The organism is Arthrobacter sp. LjRoot14 (assembly GCF_964253905.1).
GTDB lineage: Bacteria > Actinomycetota > Actinomycetes > Actinomycetales > Micrococcaceae > Arthrobacter.
On sequence record NZ_CAXURL020000001.1, the window covers coordinates 1,068,390 to 1,093,387 of the forward strand.

At 66.4% G+C, this 24,998-nt stretch carries 24 protein-coding genes; 13 read left to right on the plus strand and 11 right to left on the minus strand.

Going from position 1 to position 24,998, the window contains the following annotated elements; all coding sequences use genetic code 11:
• Positions 1-4: 4 nt before the first annotated feature.
• Positions 5-1,681: an FAD-binding dehydrogenase gene (locus tag ACSQ12_RS05050; RefSeq protein WP_436066935.1), complete on the minus strand. Its 1,677-nt coding sequence runs from the start codon at positions 1,679-1,681 to the stop codon at positions 5-7.
• A gap of 121 nt (positions 1,682-1,802) precedes the next feature.
• On the minus strand, positions 1,803-2,696 hold the full coding sequence (locus tag ACSQ12_RS05055; protein WP_436064577.1) for a potassium channel family protein: 894 nt from the start codon (positions 2,694-2,696) through the stop codon (positions 1,803-1,805).
• 220 nt (positions 2,697-2,916) lie between these two features.
• On the opposite strand from ACSQ12_RS05055, the gene ACSQ12_RS05060 reads away from it, so the two are divergent.
• The 3 genes from ACSQ12_RS05060 to ACSQ12_RS05070 are packed head-to-tail and all read left to right on the plus strand — an operon-like array spanning position 2,917 to position 5,187.
• On the plus strand, positions 2,917-4,308 hold the full coding sequence (locus ACSQ12_RS05060; RefSeq protein WP_436064578.1) for an OFA family MFS transporter: 1,392 nt from the start codon (positions 2,917-2,919) through the stop codon (positions 4,306-4,308).
• A 1-nt stretch (position 4,309) separates the two neighbouring features.
• Entirely contained in the window at positions 4,310-4,453 is a 144-nt protein-coding gene (locus ACSQ12_RS05065; RefSeq protein WP_436064579.1) for an MFS transporter small subunit, read from the plus strand.
• 35 nt (positions 4,454-4,488) lie between these two features.
• Positions 4,489-5,187 (plus strand): hypothetical protein, encoded by a 699-nt coding sequence (locus ACSQ12_RS05070; RefSeq protein WP_436064580.1) that lies wholly within the window; start codon positions 4,489-4,491, stop codon positions 5,185-5,187.
• Between the two features lie 77 nt (positions 5,188-5,264).
• On the opposite strand, the gene ACSQ12_RS05075 is transcribed toward ACSQ12_RS05070, so the two are convergent.
• The 3 genes from ACSQ12_RS05075 to ACSQ12_RS05085 form a co-directional block, all read right to left on the minus strand.
• Positions 5,265-5,936: a hypothetical protein gene (locus ACSQ12_RS05075; protein ID WP_436064581.1), complete on the minus strand. Its 672-nt coding sequence runs from the start codon at positions 5,934-5,936 to the stop codon at positions 5,265-5,267.
• Between the two features lie 44 nt (positions 5,937-5,980).
• Positions 5,981-6,688, minus strand: a complete 708-nt coding sequence (locus tag ACSQ12_RS05080) for a DUF998 domain-containing protein (protein WP_436064582.1) — start codon at positions 6,686-6,688, stop codon at positions 5,981-5,983.
• A 317-nt stretch (positions 6,689-7,005) separates the two neighbouring features.
• Positions 7,006-7,269, minus strand: a complete 264-nt coding sequence (locus tag ACSQ12_RS05085; RefSeq protein ID WP_043478915.1) for a hypothetical protein — start codon at positions 7,267-7,269, stop codon at positions 7,006-7,008.
• A 205-nt stretch (positions 7,270-7,474) separates the two neighbouring features.
• Between ACSQ12_RS05085 and ehuB the strand changes: the two genes are divergently transcribed.
• The 4 genes from ehuB to ehuA are packed head-to-tail and all read left to right on the plus strand — an operon-like array spanning position 7,475 to position 10,547.
• Positions 7,475-8,368: an ectoine/hydroxyectoine ABC transporter substrate-binding protein EhuB gene (ehuB, locus tag ACSQ12_RS05090; RefSeq protein WP_436064583.1), complete on the plus strand. Its 894-nt coding sequence runs from the start codon at positions 7,475-7,477 to the stop codon at positions 8,366-8,368.
• A 28-nt stretch (positions 8,369-8,396) separates the two neighbouring features.
• On the plus strand, positions 8,397-9,095 hold the full coding sequence (gene ehuC, locus ACSQ12_RS05095; protein WP_043478921.1) for an ectoine/hydroxyectoine ABC transporter permease subunit EhuC: 699 nt from the start codon (positions 8,397-8,399) through the stop codon (positions 9,093-9,095).
• 20 nt (positions 9,096-9,115) lie between these two features.
• Positions 9,116-9,748 carry an ectoine/hydroxyectoine ABC transporter permease subunit EhuD gene (ehuD, locus tag ACSQ12_RS05100; protein ID WP_326941667.1) on the plus strand — a complete coding sequence of 211 codons (633 nt, stop codon included), beginning with the start codon at positions 9,116-9,118 and terminating at the stop codon, positions 9,746-9,748.
• Positions 9,732-10,547 carry an ectoine/hydroxyectoine ABC transporter ATP-binding protein EhuA gene (gene ehuA / locus ACSQ12_RS05105; RefSeq protein WP_326941669.1) on the plus strand — a complete coding sequence of 272 codons (816 nt, stop codon included), beginning with the start codon at positions 9,732-9,734 and terminating at the stop codon, positions 10,545-10,547. Before ehuD ends, ehuA begins: the two co-directional genes overlap by 17 nt.
• Positions 10,548-10,568: 21 nt before the next feature.
• Here the strand turns inward: ehuA and ACSQ12_RS05110 are convergent, their stop codons facing one another.
• On the minus strand, positions 10,569-11,027 hold the full coding sequence (locus ACSQ12_RS05110) for a RidA family protein (protein WP_436064584.1): 459 nt from the start codon (positions 11,025-11,027) through the stop codon (positions 10,569-10,571).
• Between the two features lie 85 nt (positions 11,028-11,112).
• Here ACSQ12_RS05110 and ACSQ12_RS05115 point away from each other — a divergent pair, with 85 nt between their 5' ends.
• Positions 11,113-11,847: a maleate cis-trans isomerase family protein gene (locus ACSQ12_RS05115; RefSeq protein WP_043478930.1), complete on the plus strand. Its 735-nt coding sequence runs from the start codon at positions 11,113-11,115 to the stop codon at positions 11,845-11,847.
• A gap of 83 nt (positions 11,848-11,930) precedes the next feature.
• Here ACSQ12_RS05115 and ACSQ12_RS05120 read toward each other — a convergent pair whose 3' ends face one another.
• Positions 11,931-12,671 (minus strand): maleate cis-trans isomerase family protein, encoded by a 741-nt coding sequence (locus ACSQ12_RS05120; protein ID WP_043478933.1) that lies wholly within the window; start codon positions 12,669-12,671, stop codon positions 11,931-11,933.
• 188 nt (positions 12,672-12,859) lie between these two features.
• On the opposite strand from ACSQ12_RS05120, the gene ACSQ12_RS05125 reads away from it, so the two are divergent.
• The 3 genes from ACSQ12_RS05125 (at position 12,860) to ACSQ12_RS05135 (ending at position 15,682) form a co-directional block, all read left to right on the plus strand.
• Positions 12,860-14,290 (plus strand): amidase, encoded by a 1,431-nt coding sequence (locus ACSQ12_RS05125; RefSeq protein WP_436064585.1) that lies wholly within the window; start codon positions 12,860-12,862, stop codon positions 14,288-14,290.
• A 10-nt stretch (positions 14,291-14,300) separates the two neighbouring features.
• Positions 14,301-14,813 (plus strand): DUF3830 family protein, encoded by a 513-nt coding sequence (locus ACSQ12_RS05130; protein ID WP_043478939.1) that lies wholly within the window; start codon positions 14,301-14,303, stop codon positions 14,811-14,813.
• Between the two features lie 191 nt (positions 14,814-15,004).
• Positions 15,005-15,682 carry a GntR family transcriptional regulator gene (locus tag ACSQ12_RS05135; RefSeq protein ID WP_043478942.1) on the plus strand — a complete coding sequence of 226 codons (678 nt, stop codon included), beginning with the start codon at positions 15,005-15,007 and terminating at the stop codon, positions 15,680-15,682.
• Positions 15,683-15,769: 87 nt separating this feature from the next.
• On the opposite strand, the gene ACSQ12_RS05140 is transcribed toward ACSQ12_RS05135, so the two are convergent.
• The 4 genes from ACSQ12_RS05140 to ACSQ12_RS05155 form a co-directional block, all read right to left on the minus strand.
• Positions 15,770-17,011: a M20 family metallopeptidase gene (locus ACSQ12_RS05140; RefSeq protein ID WP_043478945.1), complete on the minus strand. Its 1,242-nt coding sequence runs from the start codon at positions 17,009-17,011 to the stop codon at positions 15,770-15,772.
• A 23-nt stretch (positions 17,012-17,034) separates the two neighbouring features.
• Positions 17,035-18,288, minus strand: coding sequence for a PLP-dependent aminotransferase family protein (locus ACSQ12_RS05145; protein ID WP_436064586.1), 1,254 nt, complete (start codon positions 18,286-18,288; stop codon positions 17,035-17,037).
• Positions 18,289-18,291: 3 nt separating this feature from the next.
• On the minus strand, positions 18,292-19,473 hold the full coding sequence (locus ACSQ12_RS05150) for a M24 family metallopeptidase (protein ID WP_043478950.1): 1,182 nt from the start codon (positions 19,471-19,473) through the stop codon (positions 18,292-18,294).
• Positions 19,474-19,563: 90 nt separating this feature from the next.
• Complete coding sequence (locus ACSQ12_RS05155; protein WP_436064587.1) at positions 19,564-20,553, minus strand: D-2-hydroxyacid dehydrogenase; 990 nt, start codon at positions 20,551-20,553, stop codon at positions 19,564-19,566.
• 65 nt (positions 20,554-20,618) lie between these two features.
• Here ACSQ12_RS05155 and ACSQ12_RS05160 point away from each other — a divergent pair, with 65 nt between their 5' ends.
• Positions 20,619-21,896, plus strand: a complete 1,278-nt coding sequence (locus ACSQ12_RS05160; RefSeq protein WP_436064588.1) for an aspartate aminotransferase family protein — start codon at positions 20,619-20,621, stop codon at positions 21,894-21,896.
• Between the two features lie 8 nt (positions 21,897-21,904).
• Positions 21,905-24,997 (plus strand): FAD-binding and (Fe-S)-binding domain-containing protein, encoded by a 3,093-nt coding sequence (locus ACSQ12_RS05165; protein WP_436064589.1) that lies wholly within the window; start codon positions 21,905-21,907, stop codon positions 24,995-24,997.
• Position 24,998 lies beyond the last annotated feature (1 nt).

Consider the following 24,998-nt stretch of genomic DNA (forward strand, 5'->3'; position numbering starts at 1 on the left):
CCGGCTAGAGCATCCGCGCCAGGGAGCGCCCCACGGTCCTGCCGGTGAAGAGGCAGCCGCCCAGGAACGTGCCTTCCAAGGCGTTGTAACCGTGGGCACCGCCGCCGCCGAACCCCGCTGCCTCGCCGGCAGCGTAGAGGCCGGGGATGCGCGCGCCGTCCTGCGACAACGCCTGGCCACTGAGGTCCGTCTGGATGCCGCCCAGGGTCTTGCGGGTCACAACGTGGAGCCTCACGGCAATCAACGGGCCCGCGGCCGGGTCCAGGATCCGGTGCGGTTTGACCGTGCGGAACAGCCGGTCGCCCAGGAAGCGGCGGCTGTTGCGGATGCCCTGGATCTGCGTGTCCTTGGAGTAGGGGTTGCGGATCTCGGCCTCCCGTTCATCGATCTGCCGGCGCAGCCCGGAGTAGTCCAGCAGCGGCTCCGAGGTTAAGCCGTTCATCCCGCGGACCAGGTTCTCCAGGGTGTCCGCCACCACGAAGTCGGCGCCGTGCTCTTTGAACGCTTCGATGGGGGCCATGGCGCCGCGGCCCAACCGCGAGCGAAGCAACAGCTTCAGGTCCCGGTTGGTGATGTCCGGGTTCTGCTCGGAGCCGGAGAGGGCGAACTCTTTTTCGATGATCCGCTGGTTCAGGATGAACCAGGAGTGGCTGTGCTGCTGGATGTCCGGGGTGGTCCGCAGCAGCCGCAGGGTTCCCAAAGTGTCGTAGCCGGGCAGCCCGGGGGCGGGGAGCCGCCGGCCCAGCGCGTCGAACCACAGTGACGACGGCCCCGGCAGGATCCGGATGGCATGGTCCGGCCAGACGGGGTTCCAGTTCTGGATGCCCTCGGTGTAGTGCCACATGCGGTCACGGTTCACCAGCCGCACGCCCGCCTGGTCGGCGATGTCCAGCATGCGCCCGTCCACGTGCCGGGGCACCCCGGAAATCATCTTCGCGGGCGGCGTCCCCAGCCGCCGGGGCCACCACCGGCGCACCAGCCCGTGGTCGCCGCCGATCCCACCGCTCGCGATCACCACGGCCTGCGCACGCAGCTCAAACTCCCCGGCAGCGTCCCGGTTCGAGGCAACGCCGCGCGGCGAAGCGTCCGGTGCCAGCACGGTGCCGCGCACCCCGGTGACCGTGCCGCCGTCGAACGTTAACCCGTCCACCCGGTGCCGGAAATGGAACGTGACGCTTCCCGCGGAAGCGGCCTCCCGTGCCCTGTCCGCAAAAGGTTCGGAGACCCCGGTGCCCGTTCCCCACGGGACGTGGAAGCGGGGGACCGAGTTGCCGTGGCCGCCGGCCCTGCCGTCCCCGCGTTCGGCCCGGCCCACCAGAGGAGTGAACTTGATGCCGTGTTCCTGCAGCCAGGAGCGTTTCTCGCCGGCGGCGAACTCGACGTACGCGCGGCCCCACTGCTGCGCCCACTCGTCCTCAGGAAGCGGGCCGTCCAGCCGGTCCCACTGGGCCGAGCCCTGCCAGTCCTGCCAGGCCAGCTCGAAGGAATCCTTCACGCCCAGGCGGCGCTGCATGGGAGTGTCCACCAGGAACAGCCCGCCGAGGGACCAGAAGGCCTGGCCGCCCAGGTTGGCTGCGTTCTCCTGATCCAGGATCGCCACCCGTTTGCCGGCCCTGACCAGCTCGTTGCTGGCTACCAGCCCGGCCAGCCCGCCGCCGATGATGATGACGTCCGCGTCCATCAGATAACCGCCCTGGTTGAAGGTAAGTGAGAGTTCAGGATCAACGTACAGGAGCAGGCTTCGTCGGGCGGTAGCCACGACGGCGGGAGCGAGGCTTCACGGCGCGGCAGCTGCCGTGAGGCTAGTTTGTGTCCGGGTTTCCCGGCCGCCGGTGTCGGTGGTGCAGCTCGTAGCTGTCGAATACATCGGCGGACGTGGCTCCTGCGTGGCCGAATTTGCCGCGAAGGACGTCCGCGAGTCCATCCAGTGCCGCGTGGAGCATGCGCCCGGCGAACTGGAGTTCAGGGCTTTCGCTGCGCTGGGCCTGGGATGCCAGCTCCTGGGCGTACGCCACCGTTGCGGGCAAGGAGCCTCGCTGTTCGATTTCACGGAAGTAGTAGGTTTCATGGAACGCGAGCAGGTCTATGCTCACCGATGCCACGTTTGCGGCAATTGACTCCAACAGCCCGGCAGCGTGCCTGGGGTCCAGCGCCAGGACACCTGCCGGGCCTGCAGCCTCCCCGAACAGGGTGAGCTGATGGGCAAGTGCCCGGCGGCGGTTCAGGGCCGGGAACGTCTGCAGGATCCAGGTGACCGTTGCCGTCAGCAAGCCGAAACCGGTGACGGCCTGGAGGGCAACAACCAGCCTGAGCACCGGATGGGCTGCCACGATGTCGCCGAACCCCACGGTGGAAAGGGTGACCAGGGAGATGTAGAGGGCTTCGGCAAAGTCGGCCCGCAGCGGTACCCCGGCTCCGTAGATAAAGCCGTCCGTCAGGTGGGGCAGGTAGAGCAGGGCCCAGCCGATGGCGGCCAGGCCTGCCCAGGCGCCAATGACGGCGGCCATCGCCAGGGGTGCTGCGATGAAGGAGCCCCGGCCCCGCAGTTTCCTGGACACCAGCCAGAATCCGCGCATGATTGCCCGGCCCAGGGGACCGGAACCGTGCGGGTACAGGAGTGTACGGAAGACGTCGACGAGCATCAGCAGAACCAGCCCGGCGCCCAAAACCGTCCAGAGCGTGTCCTCGAAGTCCATGCCTCATCTTAGAGGCGGTGCTTACGCCGCGCTCCTGCAGCCAGGAGCGTTTTTTCAACCTGCCGGACCGTTCGTCGTAAAGTCCCTACCGCTTGGCGCGCCAAAGGTACGTTTACTGATCATCCGGGCACATGATTGCTGGAGGCAACGGGCCATGTAGGGGTCTTTAGCCTCTGGATCGATCTGACATCGACGTCTTCGACACGCAAGGGAAGCAAACATGGGTTGGCTTGACCGTGACCGCACCATCGCCCCGCCGGGATTCAACCGCTGGCTGGTGCCGCCCGCGGCGCTCGCCGTCCACCTCTGCATCGGCCAGGCCTATGCCACCAGCGTCTACAAGACGGCGCTGGTGAAGCATTTCGGGGCCAGCCTGACGGAGATCGGCGTGATCTTCTCCATCGCCATCGTGATGCTGGGCCTCTCGGCCGCGGTCATGGGCACGTGGGTGGACAGGAACGGCCCCCGCAAGGCGATGTTCACCTCGGCCATGTTCTGGGCCAGCGGATTCCTGATCGGCTCGCTGGGCATCTTCACCCACCAGCTGTGGCTCGTGTACGTCGGCTACGGCGTAGTGGGCGGAATCGGCCTGGGCATCGGCTACATCTCGCCCGTGTCCACCCTGATCAAGTGGTTCCCGGACCGGCCGGGCCTGGCCACCGGCATGGCCATCATGGGCTTCGGCGGCGGCGCGCTGATCGCCAGCCCCGTCTCCACCGCGCTGCTGAAGATGTACGATCCCAACTCCGGCGCCAAAGGCTGGGTGGCCAGCGGCGATTCGGTGGGCAAGCTCTTCCTGACCCTCGCGGTTGTCTACCTCGCCTACATGCTCTTCGGCGCCCTCACCATCCGGGTCCCTGCCGAAGGCTGGCGACCGGCGGGATTCGACCCCGCCAAGGTCAAGGCCGCCAAGCTGGTCACCACCGAGAATGTCTCGGCCAGGAACGCGATCAAGACCCCGCAGTTCTGGCTCGTGTGGGTGGCGCTGTTCTGCAACGTCACCGCGGGCATCGGCATCCTGGAACAGGCAGCGCCCATGATCCAGGACTTCTTCCGAAAGTCCGACGGCGTGTCCCTGGTCAGTGCCGGCGTCGCCGCCGGTTTTGTGGGGCTGCTTTCGATCGGCAACATGGCCGGGCGCTTCGCCTGGTCCGCCACCTCGGATGTCACCGGCCGCAAGCGCATCTACATGGTGTACCTCGGCGTGGGGGCGGTGCTGTACACGGTGCTGGCGCTGGCCGGCTCCAGCACCACCTTCCTGTATGTGGCGCTGGCGTTCTTCATCATTTCGTTCTACGGCGGCGGTTTCGCCACGGCGCCGGCCTACCTGCGGGACCTCTTCGGAACCTTCCAGGTGGGCGCCATCCACGGCCGGCTGCTGACCGCCTGGTCCGCCGCCGGGGTGGCCGGGCCGCTGATTGTCAACGCGTTCCTGGATGCGCAGGGCAAGCCCGGACAGCTGAACGCGGCGTCCTACCAGCCGGCGCTGCTGACCATGGTGGCGTTGCTGGTGGTCGGCTTCGTCGCCAACCTGCTGGTCAAACCGGTGGATGCACGGTTCCACGAACTCCGCCCCGACCGCCGTCGGCCCGAACCTGCCTTGGAGGCCTGAGATGAACACCCAAAACACCGGCGGCGCACAGGCGCCCGTCAAACCCGCCACCGGCATGCTCGTCCTCGCGTGGGCCCTGGTGGGGATACCGCTGCTCTACGGAGTTCTTGTCACGCTGACCGGCGTCGCGGCGCTGTTCGGGTGAGGGGTTAGGCCGGACCGACGTCACGGGGGAGCGTTGTGGGCAGTGCACTACCGCCGACTGCAAGGGCCCTGCCGGGCTGGGCCAGAACCGCCGTCGTTGTCTACCTCTCGGTGACGGCTGCCGTCGTTGTGGCTGCGCTGCTCAGTCGAAGCTTCGTGCTGGACCTGGATCCGGGGTTCAAGGAGGGCTTGCTGCTCGCCCTGGTGGTTCTGACACTGCCCGTTTCGTTTGCGTATTTCGTCGTCGGGACTTTTGACTCCGGGGGTGGATTGGGCCTGACTACGGTTCTCTACTATCTCGGATACCTCCTCCTTGCGCTGGTCAACGCAGGTGTCTTCCGATGGATTGTCCTCAGCGTCCGGAGGCGTGTACTGGTTCGGGTCGGCGGAGGGTCGGGCGCCTCACCTGAGTATCCGCGGTTGACGCTGCGCGGGATAACCCCGGACATCAGTAAGCTTTGGTGGGCCGTGCCCCTGTCGGTTCTGCTGAGCCTGCCGCAGTGGATGGTGGCGAGCTTTGCCTGGTGCGGGATTAGCGGGTGCAGCGGCGGAGGTTTCGGGGTGTCCACCGGGAGCGAGTGGATCGCGGTCATCCTGAGCACAGTCAACGGCGTCATCCTGGCAGTGGCCGTGTTCGCGGTGCGCTGGCTGTATCCCACCCGGACACGTGCCATCGTTGCCGCGGCGGCCGGGACGCTGTTTGGCCTCTTGGGCGCTGCAGTCACCCACGGGTAGCTGGCGGGTCCCGGCTGAATCGTTGCGACGACGGCGGCACCCCGGGTGGGCGGTGCCGTTGCCTCGGTCCGCCCACGCTACGTTTGACCCGCGGCCAGGACTTCCTTGATCCGAGTCAGGTAGGGCCTCATTTGGGTTTCCCACCATTGGTCGGGGTCCTCTGCAAGCACTTCGTTTGCAGGGAGTTCAATGACGGTTCCAAGAGTGAGAGTGCATCCAGCTGAGGTCGGTTCAAGGCGGTAGGTCGAGCGACTATTCATCTCGTCCGGCGATACGGGCCTCGTTGTTGCCCACCACGGGCTCTCTTCACCGATGACCTCGATGATGGAAACCGAACCGTTGCGGCGGATGAAGCATTGCTGTTCCCCGACGCCAACAGGTGTCCCCGGCACGGTGAAGGCCCTTTGTACATCAGTGAGCAACACGGCGCTCTCGGCCGGCCGGATCAGCGACCAAACAGTGTGGGCGTCGTGTTCGTAGGATTCCGAGATGTGCGCACTGTAGGTCTTGGTGGGTCCGGCCGCGGCAGCGGTCTCCGCGTTCGGGGCGGAATGCACCGCCCGCTTGTATCGGCGGTTGACCACGGCGGAAGCGATGAGGAGTGTCGCCGAGACGGCGGCGAGGGTCAGCATGATGCCGAGACCTACCGCCGGCTTGCCGTTGCGGCTGATCACTGAGGCAAGCACAACGATGGCCAGGTAGCCGCCAGCGTAGATGATGCTGTGCAGGACCTTGATGAGTGTGATCACTTGGTCATTATGAACTGCGTCCGCCGTCGGCGGTGAGAGGCCCGCTACTGCGCGGCGGGGGCCGGCCCCGAACCCGCCGGAGCTGCCATGACTGCCGGCAGCCGCCTCCACAGCGCCACCGTGAGGACAGCCACCCAGAGCAGGAACGCCCCTATACTGATTCTTTCGCCGATGCCCAGCACGAGGTTGGGCCCCGGGGCGGCCATGAACGCCACCATGCCCATCACCGCGGAAGCCGCGAGTGAGACGATCGAATACGCGCGCATCCGGCCGTGGAACCCTGCAGCCACGAAACACATTGCCGCGACCATAAGGGCGAGCTGAATGTTGGTGACGAGGATATGCATGGGAACGGAAGCATCGTCCTCCAGCGTCAGCGGGTAGAGGGCGCCCAAGATGTTCCACAGCCCGTACCCGATAAGCAGGCCGCCGCCGATGCGCAGGGCGCGGTTGCCGCGCACGGAGTTCCAGACGCCCACCCCGAACGCAGTGAACAGCACCGTATAGAGCCATGTGAAGGGCAGCAGGACGTCCCGGCCGGGGGAGCCGACGGCGAACAGCTCGCTCACCATCTGTTCGGTGCGGCGGTACCCGTCCCACATGGACGCAGCCACGCCATCTGTGGCAATCACGTAGAGCAGCGAAGACAGCGCTCCTGCCGCGAGCAGGGCCTTTCGGGCGGATTCATGGCGCTGAGTTCCGTGCGTCGCGGCCCGCCTGCGCAACGGGAGCCGGCGCTTATCGAGTGACATGTCCGGATGTCCTCAGAGCTCGCGGTCTGGCAAAGGCTCGGTGCAGGGCCCGCGGGCGTTCGTCCCAGCGCCTCCGTCTTTAAGCTTTGGCCCGGTTGCCGCAGGTTTGATAGGGCCGAACGGCCTTGGCCTGCAGGTGCTTGGGGGACGCCTTGAGGTACGGCGTCTACGAACCATTGATACGGACGGTGGCTGTGTTCGGGTGATGGCGGGACACTGGCTAGGGCTTGGAGGAGCCACCCCCGTGATCAGGGAGATGTAGCTTTTCGTGGGCTGAGACAGGTTCATTCCCACGGCGGTCCGGCATTTTTACTGAATCAGATGCTGTCCAGAGCGAATCCCTTGGGCGGATATTCGTGCGTCGGCCTTTGGGCTCGCTGGAGATGCGGGACCCGCTTCCAGGTTGCAGGGCTCCCTCCCGCGGAGGGCATGACGCTTCCCTCTGACAGGAAGTGGGCGTCTGTTTCATCATTGAGCGGCGTCCACCATCCGCTTGCCGGGCAATGCTCGCCCGTCCGCGAAAACAGAAGCCGGTCGCCCTGGATGAGGGCGGTGTTATGCAACTGCATGCGCTTCTTCATGCTCACTCCTTTGTGCGGCGCTGTCTGAAGTGGTGCCCGCCAAAGCGGGACCTCCCTACCGGAAGCCGAAGTGAATCCCCGGAAAGCAGGATTTTACATTCGGATTGTTGACAATAGTACACCTGACTCCTAGGTTTTATGTAACACACATCACACGATGTGATCATCCTGAGTAGCCCCGGCAGGTCCGGGCGAAGGAGTACATATGACGGGCAACATTTCACGTAGGAACGTCCTGCGAGGCGCTGGAGTCGCCGTTCTTGGCGCCACCGTAGCCGGCTGGGCCACAGGCTGTTCCAGCGTCGCCGTTGGCGGCCCCGCATCCGGTGCCGCCAGCAATCTGCTGGAGACAGCAAAGTCCCAGGGCTTCCTCCGGGTGGGCATTGCCAACGAACCGCCCTACACGCAGGTCAGTGCTGACGGGAAGGTGACTGGTTGCGAACCCGACGTGCTTCGAGCCGTCTGCAAACGGCTCGGCATCGACGAGGTCCAGGGCATCATCACCCCGTATGAATCCATGATTCCCGGCCTCAACGCCAACCGCTGGGATGTCATTGCGGCGGGCCTTTTCATGAAGGAATCCCGCTGCGGGCAGGTCCTGTACTCGGAGCCGGTCATCGTTTCCACAGAGTCCTACGCCACGCCCAAGGGAAACCCGAAAGGCATAATGTCCGTGGCCGACATCCTGGCCGACAAGTCGCTGCGGATCGCGGTGCTGCCGGGCGGTTTCGAAGAAGGCGTCCTGAAATCGGCCAATGTGCCGGCCTCGCAGCAGATCAAGATCAATGATGGCCGCAGCGGCCTCGAGGCACTCAAGGCCAACCGGGCGGACGCCTTCATGCTTCCTACCCTCTCGCTACAGGCGCTGGCGAAAGACGATGCGAGCTTTGACATTAGCGAGCCCCTGAAGGACGCACCGCGCACGGGTTCCGGTGCGGCGTTCCGTAAGTCAGACACTGCCTTCCACGAGGCCTACAACAAGGAACTTGCGGCCTTCAAGAAAACGCCTGAGTTCGCCGAAATCCTCAAAAAATGGGGTTTTGATCCTTCTGTGGTGGAGGGCGTAACCGCCGCGGAGCTATGCAAGACCGCGGGCTGATCTTGCCGGCACGGAAGGAGGGCAGCGTATGTCCGCAGTAATCGACTACGCACCACTGCTTTGGCAGGGTCTGCTGACCACCATCCTGGTGGCGGTGCTCAGCGGCGCTCTCTGCCTGGTGGTCGCGTTCGCGGCCGGACTGGCGCGTTTGTCCAGCCACCGGCTCATCAGCTGGCCGGCGGGCATCTTCATTGAGGTTTTCCGCGGCACGTCGCTGCTGGTGCAGATGTTCTGGCTGTTTTTCGCACTGCCGTTCTTCGGCATCCAGCTCCACCCGCTGACCGCCGCCGTCCTGGCGCTCGGCCTGAACGAGGGCGCGTACGCCGCGGAAGTGGTGCGAGGCGCCATCGCCAGCCGCGCCAAGGGCCAGACCGAAGCCTGCATTGCGCTCGGGATGGAACCGGCACTGCGGCTGCGCAGGATCATCATCCCGCAGTCCATTCCGGCCATGCTGCCCCCGTTCGGCAACGTCATGGTGGACCTGCTGAAGAACACCTCGCTCGTTTCGCTGGTCACCGTGGCGGACCTGACCTTCCGGGCTCAGATGATCCGCAGCACCACGGGGCAGACGACGGCGATATTCCTCACTATCTTGGTGGCGTACTTTGCCCTCTCCTATCTGCTGACCCTGCTGACGGGCTGGCTCGAACGTCGTTTCGCCCTTGACCGGCGGGCGCTCGCTGCCCAGCGCAAGGAAAGCCGTCTCATGAAGGTAGGTGCAGCATGATCTGGGATAGCAATTTTGCCGTGTCAGTTTTCCCGCTGCTCCTGGAAGGCCTCTGGGTAACCATCCAGATCACCCTCCTGGGCACCCTGCTCGCGGCAGTGCTCGGGCTGTTCTTCGCCGTTCTGAGAAGGCTTGCCATCCCGGTCCTGTCTCCTGTGGTGTCCTTCTTCGTCGTGTTTGTCCGCGGCACGCCGTTGCTGGTCCAGGCCTACTGCGCCTTCTTCGTGTTGCCTGCCTACGGTGTCAGCTTTGACGCCTTCACCACCGGTGTGGTGGTGATCGGTGTCAACTACAGCGCGTACATGGCAGAGGTTTACCGGAGCGGAATCCAGGGGGTCCCCAGCGGCCAGTGGGAGGCGGCAACGGCGCTGAGCCTCCCCGGCGTCCGCACGTGGGGCAGGATCATCCTCCCGCAGGCAGTGCGCACCGTGGTGCCCATGCTCGGCAACTACCTTATCCAGATGTTCAAGGACTCGGCAGTCTTGTCCGCCATCACCGTGGTGGAACTGATGGCCACGGCACAGGCCATCGGCAGCTCGAATTTCCGTTATCTGGAACCCCTCACTATGGCCGCCATGCTGTTCCTGGCCATCAGCTACCCGGCCTCACGGCTCGTCAACAGATTGGAGCGGCGCTATGCGCCCCAGCACTGAACCCCAGCCACTGTCCGCGGACGTGGCCCTCGCCCCGGACCCGATCATCAGGTTTCAGAATGTCAGTAAGAACTGGGGGTCCAACCAGGTCCTGAAGTCACTCAACTTCGAGGTGGCACCGGGCGAGAAAGTGTCCATCATCGGCCCGTCCGGTTCCGGCAAGACCACCATCCTGCGCATCCTGATGACGCTGGAGACGCCCACGGAAGGTCTCGTGACGGTCGACGGTGACACTCTGTGGGATGTCACTGCCGGGCAGAAGGTCCGGGAGACAAAGCAACTGCGGGAAACGCGCCGCAAGATCGGCATGGTGTTCCAACAGTTCAACCTCTTCCCGCACATGACCGCCATGGAGAACATCATCGAGGCGCCGATCCATGTGCTGGGCATGGGCAAGGCCGAGGCAAAGGAGCGTGCCGCCGACCTGCTTAACCTGGTGGGTCTCGGAAAGCACATGAACCACACACCGCCCCAGATGTCCGGCGGCCAGCAGCAGCGGGTGGCGATCGCCCGGGCGCTGGCCATGCGCCCCAAGGTGCTGCTCTTCGATGAGCCCACGTCAGCCCTGGACCCGGAACTGATCGGCGAGGTGCTGAACGTGATCCGGAACCTGGCGCACACCACGGACATGACTATGTTGATGGTGACGCACGAGATGCGGTTCGCTGAGGAGATTTCGGACCGTGTGGTGATGTTCGATAACGGCGCCGCCGTGGAGAGCGGACCGCCGGCCCAGATTTTCAAGGACCCGCAGCAGGAACGGACCCGGACCTTCCTTCGGGCCGTCCTACAGCACTGATCCTGCGGCACTGATCGGCCGCTAGACCTCCACGATCAGCGAAATTTCAACGGGCGCCTGCCCGGGCAGCTCCGCAACACCCACGGCTGCCCGGGCATGGCGCCCCTTGTCGCCGAAGGCCCTCTCCAGGATCAGGGAGGCGCCGTTGATAACAGCCGGCTGGTCAGCGAACCCTTCGGCGGAGGCAACGTAACCGGTCAGGCTGACCACCGAGACGATCCTGTCCAGCGAACCCAGGTGCTGGCGCAGGGCCGACAGGCAGTTAAGCACGGCTGTGGCGCTAGCCTGCTGGCCTTCTTCGACGGTGAGCTCGCGTCCGAGCTTGCCGCTGACGGTGAGGATGCCGTCGCGCGTGGGCGTCTGGCCGGACGTGAAGACCAGGTTCCCCACCTGCCGGACCGGCACGTAATTGGCCACCGGAACCGGGGGAGAGGGCAGCTCGAGCTCGACGGCGTGGATCGGGTCTTCTTGGATGTTCATGGTGCTCCTTCGAGGGGGATGGGGTCATAACGGACACTAGGCAAGCCAGCAAATGTTGTCAACAATCTACTATTTGAGGAGAATTATGCGGACTAGTGAAGTGGTGTTGGCCGGCCCGGCGGCGCAGACCGGAATTGGCGTGGTGTGCCCGTTCGACATGGCGCTGGACCGGGAGCTGTGGCGTTGGATGCCACAGGACGTGTCCCTGTTCTTTACGCGTACACCGTTCGTCGATGAACCCGTCGGCCTGGAGATGGCAGAGGATGTCAGTGACGACGGCGATATCCTCACTGCCGCAAAGAATCTGAGCGTTGTGCGCCCCAGCGTCATGGCCTACGCCTGTACTTCGGGCAGCTTCGTCAGCGGGGTTGCGGGCGCACGCCACATTTCGAAGATTATGGAGGCCGCAGGCGGCGCGCAGGGCGTCAGTACCTCCGAAGCGCTGCTCGAAGCGCTGGACCATCTGGGCGCCTCCAATGTGGTGGTGGTGACGCCTTACGTGGCGGAACTGACCCTTCGGCTGGGTGACTTCCTGGAGGAGGCAGGCCACTCTGTGGTGGCCCAGGCCGGTCTTGGGCTCGAAGGGGGCATCTGGGAGGTTCCGTACCGGACCACGTGCGAGCTGATCCGCGGGGCCGATGTGCCTGAGGCGGATGTCATTTTCATCAGCTGCACCAATCTGCCCACCTACGACATCATTGCGCCCCTCGAGCGCGAGCTGGGCAAGCCGGTACTGTCGGCCAACCAGGTCACGGCCTGGGCGGCGCTGCAGCGCGTTGGCAAGGCGGCGGTGGGCCCCGGCCAGCGGCTCCTTTCCTAGCAAGCAAGAAGGCGCCCCGGCTGCCGGCAGTATCCGTTACTGCCTGCTCGCCGGGACGCCTTTCTCGCTTTGCTGCGTGCGGGTTAGGCCCCCACAGATACATCCGCTGTGTGCTTGAAGAGATAGCCCAGGGCGTCGCACGGGCGCAGGGCTCCGGCGAGACGAAGGCCTTGCCACACGGTCACTTGGTTTGCCGTCAGAATCGGCTTGCCGAGGGCCGCCTCAAGTTCGTTGATCCAGCGGGCGCTGTGCAGGGCGGTGTCCGGGATCAGGATGGCCTGCGCCTCCGGGCTGTCGTTGCTGCGGGCCAGGTCCAGGACGCCTTCCCGGTCCAGTTCGCCGGCGAGAGCGGCCGTGGGAATGTCGTGGCTGACCAGCTGGGTCACTTCTATTCCGCCGCGGCTGAGCAGCTCCGCGAAGTGCCGGGAAACGTCCTCCGGATAGGTGGCGGCCACGGCCACCCTGTCCAGGCCCAAAGCCCGCGCGGCATCCACGAATGCCAGCGAGGTGGAGGAGGCGGGAACCTCAAGCGCCTCCTGGACCTCCAAGGCCTGCTGTCGCGCGCCGTCCCAGCCGAACACGAAGCTGCCGGACGTGCAGGCCCACATCACGGCGTCGGGCTTGGCGGCGCGCAGGGCTTCGGCGCCTTCGAGGAGTCGCTCGCTCTTGCCGAGGTCCAGCAGGGCCTGGACCTCATGCGCATCCACGCCCACGGAAGTATGGACCAGGGGAAGGCGGACGCCATCACCCAGCAGTTCCTCCATGTAGGGGTAATCGTCCTCGGCTCCGTAGCCCGGGTAAAGCATGCCAATGGTGACGCCCATAAATTCTCCTCTGAATGGACCGGGGACCTCCCGGATTGTGCACAATCGTACAAAATGGAGGGAGCAAAAGATAGGGAAGTAGGATTGTTGACAATCGTGACGCGGGCCACATAGCCTGACGGGAGTGTTATCGGGATCACAGATTGTTGGGACTGCATATTGTTTGGACGGACAAGGAGCTGCAAAGAGTGATTGATTCGCTGGAATGGGCCACTGCCACGGAACTTCTCACCGCTTATCGTTCCGGCGAGGTTTCGCCGGTGGAGGCCACGCGTGCGGCCTTGGATTCGATCGACCGGCACGATGCGGACATCAACGCCTTCTGCCTGGTGGAGGAGGAGTCTGCCTTGGCGGCGGCGCGCGAATCGGAGGCGCGCTGGCTCCGGAATGAGCCGCGCGGCCAAGCCGACGGCGTTCCCACCTCGATCAAGGACCTGATGCTGACCAAGGGGTGGCCCACGCTGCGCGGCTCCCGGCTGACCTCATCTGATGGCGATTGGAGCGAGGATGCCCCCGCCGTCGCGAGGCTGCGCGAGAACGGAGCTGTCCTGATCGGCAAGGTCACCAGCCCCGAATTCGGCTGGAAGGGCGTGACGGACAGTCCCCGTTGCGGCATCACCCGCAATCCCTGGGACACTTCACGCACCTCCGGCGGATCCAGCGGCGGCAGCGCTGCCGCGGTCGCCCAAGGCATGGGTCCTTGGTCGGTAGGGACCGACGGCGGCGGCTCCATCCGCATCCCCGCCGGCTTTACCGGCGTCGTCGGTTTCAAACCCACCTACGGAACGGTGCCGCTGTACCCGGCCAGCCCCTTCGGGACGCTCGCGCATGCCGGCCCCATCACGCGGACCGTGGAGGACGCGGCCCTGATGATGGATATCCTTTCGCAGCCCGACGCCCGGGACTGGTCCGCCGGCCCTGCGCCTATGCGGTCCTTCCTGGAAACACTCGGCGAAGGGCTGCGCGGCCGAAAAATCGCCTTCAGCCCGGATCTCGGCTACGGCCGCAACGATCCCGACGTCGAAAAGGCAGTCCGCGACGCGGTCCAGGTTCTGAGCGAACTCGGAGCGGAGGTCGAGGAAATCGACCTCGGCTGGACGGACCCTGTGGACGCCTACCATGTGCTGTGGTTCAGCGGGGCGGCCAAGGTGGTGGAAGGCTATGGCCCCGGTGCCATCGACCAGGTCGATCCGCTGCTGGCCGCTGCACTGCAGCGGCACGCAGGCTTCAGTGCCGGCGATTTCCTGGACGCCACCGCGGTCCGGATGAAGCTGGGACGGGAAATGGGCCAGCTCCATGAGCGCTACGACCTCGTGGTGACGCCCACCCTGCCCATTCCCGCGTTCGAAGCCGGACGCGATGTTCCGGCCGGATCCGCCTCGGCGGACTGGACCTCCTGGACGCCCTACACCTATCCGTTCAACCTGACCCAGCAGCCGGCCATCAGCGTCCCCTGCGGGTTCACCGCGGAAGGGCTGCCCGTCGGGCTGCAGTTGGCTGGCCCCCGGCACGGCGATGCGCGCGTGCTTTCGGCCGCTGCCGCCTACCAGAACGCGACGGGCTGGCACCACAGCCGCCCGCGCAGCACCTCACAGCTCTCCATCCCCACCCGGAAGTAAAGGAAAGAATATGGCCCGGTACATCAACATCACCCTCGAAAAGCGCGGAGTGACCTGCAAGGCCCTCCTGCATGATGAGGCCGCACCCCGCACCAGCAACGCGGTCTGGGATGCCCTGCCGCTCAGCGGCCAGGTCTTCCACGGAAAGTACGCCCGCAACGAGATCTACAACCTGGTGCCCGCCTTCGCTCCGGCCGAGCCCGGCGCGGAGAACACCACCGTGACCCCGATTCCGGGCGACGTCTGCTATTTCACGTTCACGTCGAATGACCTCAAGACGCCCTCCCACGGCTACGAGCAGGACTCGGGGACTGACTCCGTGCAGACAATCGTTGACCTGGCTGTCTTCTACGGCCGCAACAACCTGTTGCTCAACGGAGACACCGGATGGGTGCCCGGCAACGTGTTCGCCACCATTGTGGAGGGCCTGGACGAGATGGCGGCAGCCTGCCAGGACATCTGGATGGGCGGGGCGCGGGACGAAACCCTGACGTATTCGCGGGCGGTGGAAACCAAGCCCTGAAGGTCACGCCCGGGCCCGGCAGCGGGCATGGCCCGCCGAGGATTCGTGGTTTCTCCAACCGCCGGATCTTAATCCTGTAGGATTGTAGACAGTTTCTAGTCCAGTCTGATCCCTCCGGGCGGACACAAGGACGGGTCTGACTGCGTGCCCCTGGGCCGCAGCCGGACCCCCGAGCGGAAGAGTGGTTACCGATGCAAAGATTTGAGCCCGTGGTGCGCGAATCCACGCCATCAATTATCGCCGGGAAATTGCGCACGGCGATAGGCCTGGGCCACATTCCGCCGGGAGCCCAGCTCGGCGAGGCGGAGCTGGCCAAGGAACTCGGCGTAAGCCGCGGGCCGCTCCGCGAAGCCATGCAGCGGCTCACCCAGGAGGGCCTCCTCATCAGCATCCGCAACCGCGGCTTGTTTGTCATCACGATGACCGACGAAGAGGTGCGGGACATGTATGTGGCGCGGACCGCCGTCGAGCGTGCTGCGTCCGAGCTCATCCTGCAGAAGGGGGCCCAGGACGTGGCGGCCCGGCTGCTGAACGTCGTAAAGGCCATGAAGAAGGCGGCGGACAAGGGGGACCTGGACGCCATGTCCGAGGCCGACATGGAGTACCACGCCACGCTCGTGGCGGCTGCGGGAAGCACCCGGCTCACCCGGATGCACAACACCCTGCTGACCGAGACCCGGATGTGCCTGACAGCGCTGGAGAAAAAATACCCGGACCCGCACACCCGCGTTGCCGAGCACCACGCCATCGCCGATGCCTTGGCTGCCGGTAACGAGGAACTGGTGGGCAAGCTCCTGATCAGCCACATGGACGACGCCCTGGACCGGCTCACCGGCGCCAGCAGCGAAGCCCACGTGGCATCGGCGTAGGCATGGGCGCCAACGTTTAGACCTCAAGGCAATAGGAAAGGCTGGCTGCAACTGCAGCCAGCCTTTCCTTATTGCAGGGGAAACCCGTTAGCCGTTGCCGTGGCGCAAGCACATGAGGGCGTACGCGCGGGCGGCCGCGACGATCTCGGCGATGCTGACGGACTCGTTCACCTGGTGGGCCTGGTCGTTCAGGCCGCCTGGGCCCATGACGATAGCGGGCACGCCGAGGTCGCGGGCCACGAAGCCGCCGTCGCAGGCCGCTGTCCAACCGCTGATGGCGCTGTCCACGCCGGCGTCCGCCAGCGCGGACACGGAGTTTGCCACGAGCGGATGGGACTCCGGCGTGCGGAACCCGGGCATTTCCATGGTCACGGAAGACCCCACGGAGATGCCGTCCGAATCAATGCCGGCCTCGCTGATCCGGGCCATGAGCTTGTCCAGGATCTGCTGCGCGTCGTCATCGGGCATGAGCCGCCGGTCCAAGGACACTGTGCATTCTGCCGCCACCATGGAGGTTCCGGTGCCGCCGCTGATGAGCCCGATGTTCCAGCTTCCGGCGCCGAGCAGCGGGTCCTGCCCGGCCTGCAGCCGGGCGTGGTCTTCGCGGACCAGATCCAGGATCTTCGCCGCGGCGTCGATGGCGTTCCGGCCGTCCGCCGGGCGGCCGGAGTGGGCCGACTTGCCCGTGACCTTCAGCTCGATGTAGCTGTCCCCGCGGCAGCCGATCACCGTCTCGAGGTCGGTGGGCTCCGCTACGACACACGCCGAGTAGGAAAAGGCGGGATCGGCGAGGGCAGCGGCGGTGTAGGCCCGGATGCCGATGCCCAGGTCCTCCTCGTCCACCGTGCACGCCAGTGCAGCGTTGAAGGGCAGCTGCGCGCCGGCGTCCTTGAGTGCCTTGAGGGCAATGACGACGGCGGCCAAGCCGCCTTTCATGTCCGTGGAACCGCGGCCGAAAAGCCGGCCGTCCCGGACATAGGGTTCGAACGGCGGCCGCTCCCAGCCGGGCCCGGCGGGAACGACGTCCGAGTGGCCGAGAAACAGGATGCCAGGCTGGACGGCGGCGGGCTGGCTGGCCCCGGGCACGACGCCGCCCGGCAGGACGGCCGTGAAGTTCGGCCGTCCCGGAGCAACTGTTTCCGTTGTTACCTCGAGGCCCGCAGCCACGCAGAAGTTCTTCAGGACCTCCACCGTGGCTCCCTCAGTGCCGCCGGGATTCTCGCCGCCGGCGGCCACGAGGGCCGTGGTGAGTGAAACGAGGTGGGCCTCGGTGATCAGGTCGATGACCTTCTGCTCAAGGGCCAGTTGTTCCAGAACCCGCTGTTCCATGGCCTGGTGTCCAGAAGCAGTGCTCAAGCGTTGTCGCCGCCCTTCACTGCCGCGAGCTCAAGGTCGATTGCCCGGCGCAGGCGGATGATGCCTTCCTCGGCCCGTTCGGGAGTGGTGGACGCGAAGCAGAGTCGGAGCGCGTCGTCGAACTTTCCGCTGGCTGACAGCGCCGGCCCGGGGATGAAGGCGACGCCTTCGGCGAGTGCCGTCTCGAAGAGCTTCCGCGTGGAGATCCGCGCGTCTTCGCCCTGGAGCGTGAGCCAGAGGAAGAAGCCGCCTTCGGGATCAGTGGTGGTGACGCGGTCGCCGAGGTGGCGGCGCAGGCTGTCCTGCATCGCGTCCTTGCGGCGCTTGTACTCCGTGCGCAGGCCTGCGAGGTGGTTGTCCAGGCCGCCGCGGCGGATGAACTCGGCCACGATGTGCTGGGCGGGAACGTTGGTGCAGGTGTCCATGGCCTGCTTGGCATTGATGACCAGCTGGCGCAGCGCGGGGTCCGTGTCCACCCAGCCCACGCGCAGGCCCGGGGCCAGGATCTTGGAGAAAGTGCGGACGGAGAACAACAGCGGATCCCCGGGGCTCAGGGCCTGCAGGGACGGCAGGTCGTCGCCCTGGAAGCGGAGCAGGCCGTAGGGGTCGTCGTCGATGATCACGGAGTTCCACTCGTGCGCCAGTTCCAGCAGCTGGTGGCGGCGCGGCAGCGAAAGAGTGGTGCCGGACGGGTTCTGGAAGTTCGGGATCGTGTAGATGGCCTTGGGCGTGCGGCCCGCGGCGGCAACCAGTTCGGGCAGGGCCTCCACGATGAGGCCGTTCTCGTCGGTGGGTGCCTCGAGGAGTTCGGCGCCGTAGCTCAAGGCGGTGGCGCTGCCGTTGGTGTAGGTGGGGCTTTCCACGATGACCAGGTCGCCGGGGTTGATGAAGATCTTGCAGGCTAGGTCCAGTCCCTGCATGCCGCCGGCGGTGATGGTGACGCGTTCCTCGGCGGTGGGGTCCGATGTTCCGGCAAGGTACTCGACGAGGGCCTTAAGCAGTACTGGCTCGCCCTCGGTGGCGCCGTAAGTCATGGAGCTGTGGTCGATGACCTGATCCGCGATATCCCGGAATTCGGCCAACGGCACGGCCTCGTCCGCGGGGGAACCCATGGCGAAGCGGACAATGTCGTGCGTCTGCGCGGCCAGCAGTGACGTGCTGGAGTCAATGACCGAGCCGACGAGGTCGGCTGCGCGGTCGGCCAAAGGCAGGGCGGTGCGGGATCGGGTGGCAATGTGGTCAACAGTCATGGCCTAGCCGCCTTTCTGGATGAGTTCGCGGGGGAAGCTGGTGAATGTCTCGACGCCGTCGGCGGTGACGCGGATCGATTCGGAGAGTTCGTAACCGTAGTTGTCCATCCACATCCCGCCGATCACGTGGAAGGTCATGTTCTCCGCTAGGACGGATTCTTCCTCGGAGCGGATGGAGATGGTGCGCTCGCCCCAGTCGGGCGGGTAGCCGACGCCGATCGAGTAACCGATGCGCGACGGCTTTTCCAGGCCGTATTTGGCCAGTGTCCAGTTCCAGGCGCGGGCGAGTTCGCGGACGGGGACGCCGGGCTGCACCTCGGTCAGCACGGCGTTCAGGCCGTCGGCGACGGCGTCAGCCAGCTTCGCGAGACGCTCCGGTTTCTTCCCCAGGGTCAGGGTGCGGGCCAGCGGAGTGTGGTACCGCTGGTGGGCGCCGGCCAGTTCGATGACGACGGCCTGGCCGGCCTCGAAGCGGTCCTCGCTCCAGGTCAGGTGCGGGGTGTCCGCGGCCTCGCCCGTGGGCAGCATCGGCACGATGGCGGGGTAGTCCCCGCCGATGCCGTTGGCGCCCTTAATCTGCGCCTGGCTGATGGCCGCCGCGGCATCGCACTGTCGGACGCCGACGTCGATCGTTTCGACGGCCGCCTCCATGGCCGCCATGCAGACCTGCGCCGCGCCGCGCATCAGCTGGATCTCCGCGGGGGACTTGATGGAGCGGACCCAGTTGACCAGCTCGAAGCTGTCCACGAGTGTCCATTCCGGGATGGCGTTGACCAGCGAGCGGTAGGCCTTGGGGGAGAAGAAGTGCGAGTCCATTTCCAAGCCCACGCAGCCCTTGGCCGCCGGGGCAATGAGGTAGCGCTCGCGCAGGGCAAAGGCCACCCAGTCGAAGGGGTGCACGTGCGGGCGGTGGACGTACTGCTCCGGGTATCCCACGATGCAGTCCTCAGGCAGCCAGGTGGTGCGGGAGGCGCCGCCGGCGTCCATGGCCCGGGTGAAGAGCAGCATGGGGCCGTCCGCGGGAACGAAGACCAACTGCGGGGTGTAGAAGGACCACGCGTTGTAGCCGGTCAAGTAGTAGATGTTGGCCGGGTCGGTGACAAGCAAAGCCGAAAGACCTTGTTTGGCCATGCGCACGCGGACACCGGCGAGCCGGGCGTCGTACTCCTCTTGGCTGAACAGCAAAAGACACCTCCGAGTTAATTGGTAGATTGTTTACAATCTAGACCATGTGGTGCGGCTCACACAAACCGCCGGGTTTTGTAGTTTTGGGTGTTAGCTGCTGCTGACGTAGCCGCGTTCCTTGTCCACCACGTTGGCAAGTCTCCCGCCTGCCGTCCAGTGCTCAAGGTTGTCCAGGAACTGCCTTGCCAGCGCGTCGCGCCAGCCGACGACATCGCCGCACATGTGGGCTGACATGTGGACGTTGTCCATGGCCCAGAAGGGGTGGGATGCCGGGACGGGCTCTTCGCTGAACACGTCCAGCGAGGCAGCTGCAATCCGGCCTTCGCGTAGGGCTTCAATAAGAGCCGGCTCGTCCACTAGTGCGCCGCGGCCAACGTTAACGAGGTGCGCGGAGGGTTTCATGGCTGCCAGGGCGCGGGCGTCCACCATGTTGCGGGTCTGTTCGGTGAGCGGGGCGATCAGCACCACGTGGTCCGCCCAGCCGGCGTGCTCGGCCAGGTCCGCGCTCGGGTGAACCGTGCCGAAGTCGGGATCGTCCTCGCGGGCCGCGCGTCCCACGCCGCGGACCTCCAGTCCCATGGCGCGCAAGAGGCGGGCGGTGGCGCGGCCGATTCCTCCGGTACCCACCACCAGGGCGTGCGAGCCCGCGGTGCGGGTGAGTTCGCGGTGCTGCCAGGCGGCTCGCTGCTGGAGGCTCTTGCTCAGGTGCAGTTGCTTGTCGTGGGCCAGGATGGAGGCCAGGACGAACTCCGCGATGGGCTGATCGAAAGTGCCGTGGGCATTGGTCACCACCACGTCGGAGGAACGCAGTTCGTCGAACATCATGGCATCCACGCCGGCGGCGGCCACATGCACCCATTTTAGCGAATCCGCGTGCGGCCATGCGTCACGCAGTGCGGCGGAAAAGAAGTCCCAAAGGAACAGTACGTCGGCTCCCTGCGAGGCTTCCGCGAGGCCGGCGGCGTCGGTCACGGTGACGTCGGCCCGGGCTTCGATCTCGTTGAGGTTGCAGGGGAGGGGCTGCCCTTCAGCGGCGAGTATGACGACGCGGGGCGCTCGGGTATTTTCAGTGTTACTCACACCACAACCGTACGGGATCGCAGGATTGTTGACAATAAACAGATGTGACCTGCATCATGGAATGCATGACTTCCCTTAGCCCCGCACTCAAGCAAGCAACCCCCGTCGTTGTGGACCACGCTCTTGGCAGCTGGATCCACGGGACCGATGGCAAGGACTACCTGGACTTCACCACCGGCATCGGTGTGACCAGCACCGGCCATTGCCACCCCAAAGTGGTGGCAGCCGCTCGCGAGCAGGTGGGCAAGATCATCCATGCCCAGTACACCACGGTGATGCACAAACCCCTCCTGGAACTGACCGAAAAGCTCGGCGAGGTCCTCCCGGCAGGCCTTGACTCCGTTTTCTATGCAAACTCCGGTTCCGAGGCGGTGGAGGCCGCCGTCCGCCTGGCCCGTATGGCCACCGGCCGCCCCAACATCGTGGTTTTCCAGGGCGGCTTCCACGGCCGCACCGTCGCCGCCGCCTCCCTGACCACCGCGGGCACCAAGTTTTCCGCCGGTTTCGCCCCGCTGATGGCCGGCGTCCACATGTCCGCGTTCCCCTATGCCTACCGCTACGGCTGGGACGAGGCACTGGCCGTGGAGTTTGCCCTTCAGGAGCTCGACTACCTTCTGCAGACGCGCACCGCGCCCAACGACACCGCAGCGTTCCTCATCGAACCCGCGCTGGGCGACGGCGGCTACCTGCCCACCCCGCCGGCCTTCATGGAGGGACTGCGCGAACGTGCAGACAAATACGGCATCCAGCTGATCTTCGATGAGGTCCAGGCCGGCGTCGGCCGCACCGGCAAGTTCTGGGGCCACCAGTACTCCGCGGCGACACCGGACATCATCGTCACCGCGAAGGGCATCGCCTCCGGCTTCCCGATTTCCGCCATCGCCGCCTCCACCGAGACCATGTCCAAGGCCTGGCCCGGATCCCAGGGCGGCACCTACGGCGGCAACGCGGTCTCTGCCGCGGCCGGCGTGGCCACGCTCGAGGTGGTCAAGGAAGAGGGCCTCGTGGAGAACTCCCGGATCCGCGGCGAGCAGCTGCAAGCCGGGCTTAAGGAAATCCAAGAGCGCTTCCCGGTGATCGGGGACGTCCGCGGCCGCGGCCTCATGCAGGGCATCGAATTCACCGGCGAGGACGGCAAGCCGGACGCCGCAACGGCCGCCGCGGTCCAGCAGGCCACCACGGACCAGGGCCTGCTGACCCTGACGTGCGGCCCCGCCGGCAACGTGGTCCGCCTGATCCCGGCCCTGGTGGTCACCGCCGAGGAAATCTCCACCGGCCTGGAGCGTTTCGAGGCTGCCGTGGGTGCCGTCGTCGGCGCCGTCCCCGCCACCGCCGGAGCCTGAGCCAAGCGATGACTGTATCTTCCCCGCCTGACGCTTCCGTCGCCGTCGTACCTTCTGCTGCGCCCAATCCGGCGCAGCGGGCGGTGCTGGACCGGCTGTCAGCGATCGGGATCAGCGCCGACAGCTCGGCGCGGCGGCTGGCCGAATACTCCTACGACGCTTCCAACTACCGGGTGCCTCCGCTTGCCGTGGTGTTTCCGCGGTCAGCGGAGGACGTGGTGGCCGCGCTGGCGGTGTGCCGGGAAACCGGGACCCCGCTGATCAGCCGCGGCGGGGGTACGTCCATGGCGGGCAACGCGATCGGGCCCGGCGTGGTGCTGGACTTCTCCCGGCACATGAACAGGATCCACGGGCTCGATGAGGGAGGCGGCACCGTGGACGTGGACCCGGGCGTGGTGCTTGCCGTCCTTTCCCGGGAGGTGGAGAAGGCAACCGGCAACCGGTTCACGTTCGCCCCGGACCCGTCGTCCAAGAACCGCGCCACCGTGGGCGGCGCGCTGGGCAACGACGCCTGCGGCAACCACTCCGTCCGCTACGGCCGAACCTCGGACCACGTGGTGGAACTCGACGTCGTCACCTCCGACGGCGCCCGGCTCACCGCCACTGCCACCGGGCTGCGCGCCACACACCCGGAGGACAGCGCCGCCGCGGCCCGCGCCATGGCCCTCACCACCTCGCTCAAGGAGTTGGCCCACAACAACCTGGCCGGCTTCCGCACTGAGCTGGGCCGGATCCAGCGACAGGTCTCGGGTTACCACCTGGCCAACCTGCTGCCGGAAAAGGGCTTCAACGTGGCCCGCGCCCTGGTGGGCTCCGAAGGCACCTGCGTGATCGTCACGGGTGCCCGCATGAAGCTGGTGCCCAAACCTGCCAGCGCGCTGCTGGTCTGCCTCGGCTACGCGGACGTGGTGGACGCCGCGCGGGACATCGAAACCATCCTCGAGTTCTCCCCGGCCGCCGTGGAGGGCATCGACGAGGCGATCGTGGACACCATGCGCTTCCGCCGCGGCGAGGGCGCAGTGCTCGGGCTGCCGGAAGGCAAAGCCTGGCTGTACGTGGACCTCGACGGGGACGACCCCACCGAGGTGAAGGCGCAGGCCGGCCGCCTGCTGGCCCGCCTCCGGGAAAATGGCCGCCTCGTCGAAGGCCGGCAGGTTCCGGACGCGGTGGAGAGGGCTTCCCTCTGGCGCGTCCGCGAGGACGGCGCCGGGCTCTCGTCCCGGCTGTCCACGGGCGGCGAGTCGTGGCCCGGATGGGAGGATTCCGCCGTCGCGCCCGAAAACCTGGCGGACTACCTCTCCGATTTCCGGGAACTGCTGGACCGCTACGGCCTCCAGGGCGTCATGTACGGGCACTTCGGCGCCGGCTGCATGCACATCCGCATCACCTACGATCTGCGCACCGAGGAAGGCCGGGACGTCTTCCGGCGGTTCTCGAGCGACGCAGCCCGGCTGGTGGTCCGGCACGGCGGCTCGCTCTCCGGCGAACACGGCGACGGCCGGGCCCGGTCCCAGCTGCTGCCCCTGATGTACTCGCCCAGCATGCTGGAGGCGTTCGCCGCCTACCGCCGACTGTGGGATCCCGCCGGCATCCTGAATCCGGGTTCGCTCACGGATCCGGACCCGCTGGATGAGAACCTGGCGCTGGACGGCGTGCCGCAGCGGGAATGGCGGACCAGCTTCGACCTCCGCCCCCTGCACTCCGGCGGCGGGTCCTCCGCGGAGACGGACAACCCGGCAGACGCGGGCGGAAGCGGCATCGATCCGTGGGTCCATGCCGTCCAGGGCTGCATCGGCGTGGGCCGCTGCCGCACAGATTCCGGCGGCGTGATGTGCCCCAGCTACAGGGCCACCCGCGACGAGAAGGACTCCACCCGCGGCCGTTCCCGCGTGCTGCAGGACATGGTCCGCGGTGCCCGCACGGTGGAGGAAGGCTGGAAGTCCGAGGAGGTCCGCGAGGCCCTGGACCTCTGCCTGTCCTGCAAGGCCTGCTCCAGCGACTGCCCCACGGGCGTGGATATGGCCAGCTACAAATCCGAATTCTTTGATCACTACTACCGGGGCCGGCTGCGGCCGCTCTCGCACTTCTCCCTGGGCTGGCTGCCGCGGTGGCTGAAGATCACCGGCCGCGTCGCGCCGCTGGTCAACGCCGTGCTGGCAACGCCGCTCGGCAAGGCGGCCGCGATGCTGGGCGGCCTCACCACGGAGCGCTCCCTGCCCCGGTTCGCCGGCGGCAACGAGTGGCAAAGGGAGGTTGCGGCGGCGGGCGTAGTGATGCCGGGTGCCGGCGGCGCTGCTGATGCGAATGCCGCAGACGGCGTGGTGCTGTTCGTGGACACGTTCACCAAGGGCTTCCGGCCCGAGGTGGCGGGTGCCGCTGCCCGCGTGCTCACCGGTGCGGGGGAGCGCACCGAATGCTCGGCGGATGCGTGCTGCGGGCTGACCTGGATCTCCACCGGCCAGCTGGACACCGCCAAGAAGCTGCTGGGCAACGCCGCCGACGTGCTCGACGACGGAACCGACCGCCCCATCGTGGTGGTGGAGCCCAGCTGCGCGGCCGCGCTCCGGAAGGACCTGCCCGAGTTGGTCCACACGGAGCAGGCACGGCGGGTGGCGGCGCGGGTGCGCAGCTTCGCGTCGCACGTGGACCAGCTGGCACGCTCCGGCTGGACGCCTGCCCCGGCGGAGCCGCTTCCGGAACAGGTGGTGCTGCAGACGCACTGCCACGAGTACTCCGTCTTCGGCGCCGGCACGCAGAAGGCCGCGCTGGCCGCGACCGGCGTTACTGAGGTGGTGGACGCCACGGGCTGCTGCGGCGTGGCAGGGAACTTCGGCTTCGAAAAGGAGCACTACGAGGTGAGCATGCAGGTGGCGGAGCAGGCACTGGCTCCGGCGCTGCGCAGCACCGGCCCGGAGTCCGTGGTGCTCACCGACGGCTTCTCCTGCGCCATGCAGGTCAAGCAGCTCGACGCCGAGCGGCCCGGCCGGCACATCGCCCAACTCCTCGATCCGGGCACCGGCGATTCCGGCTCAAACCAGACCATTCTGACCCGCCCCGCGGCGGCCCCGAACTTTCCGAACACCAACGAAAAGGATTCCTGAC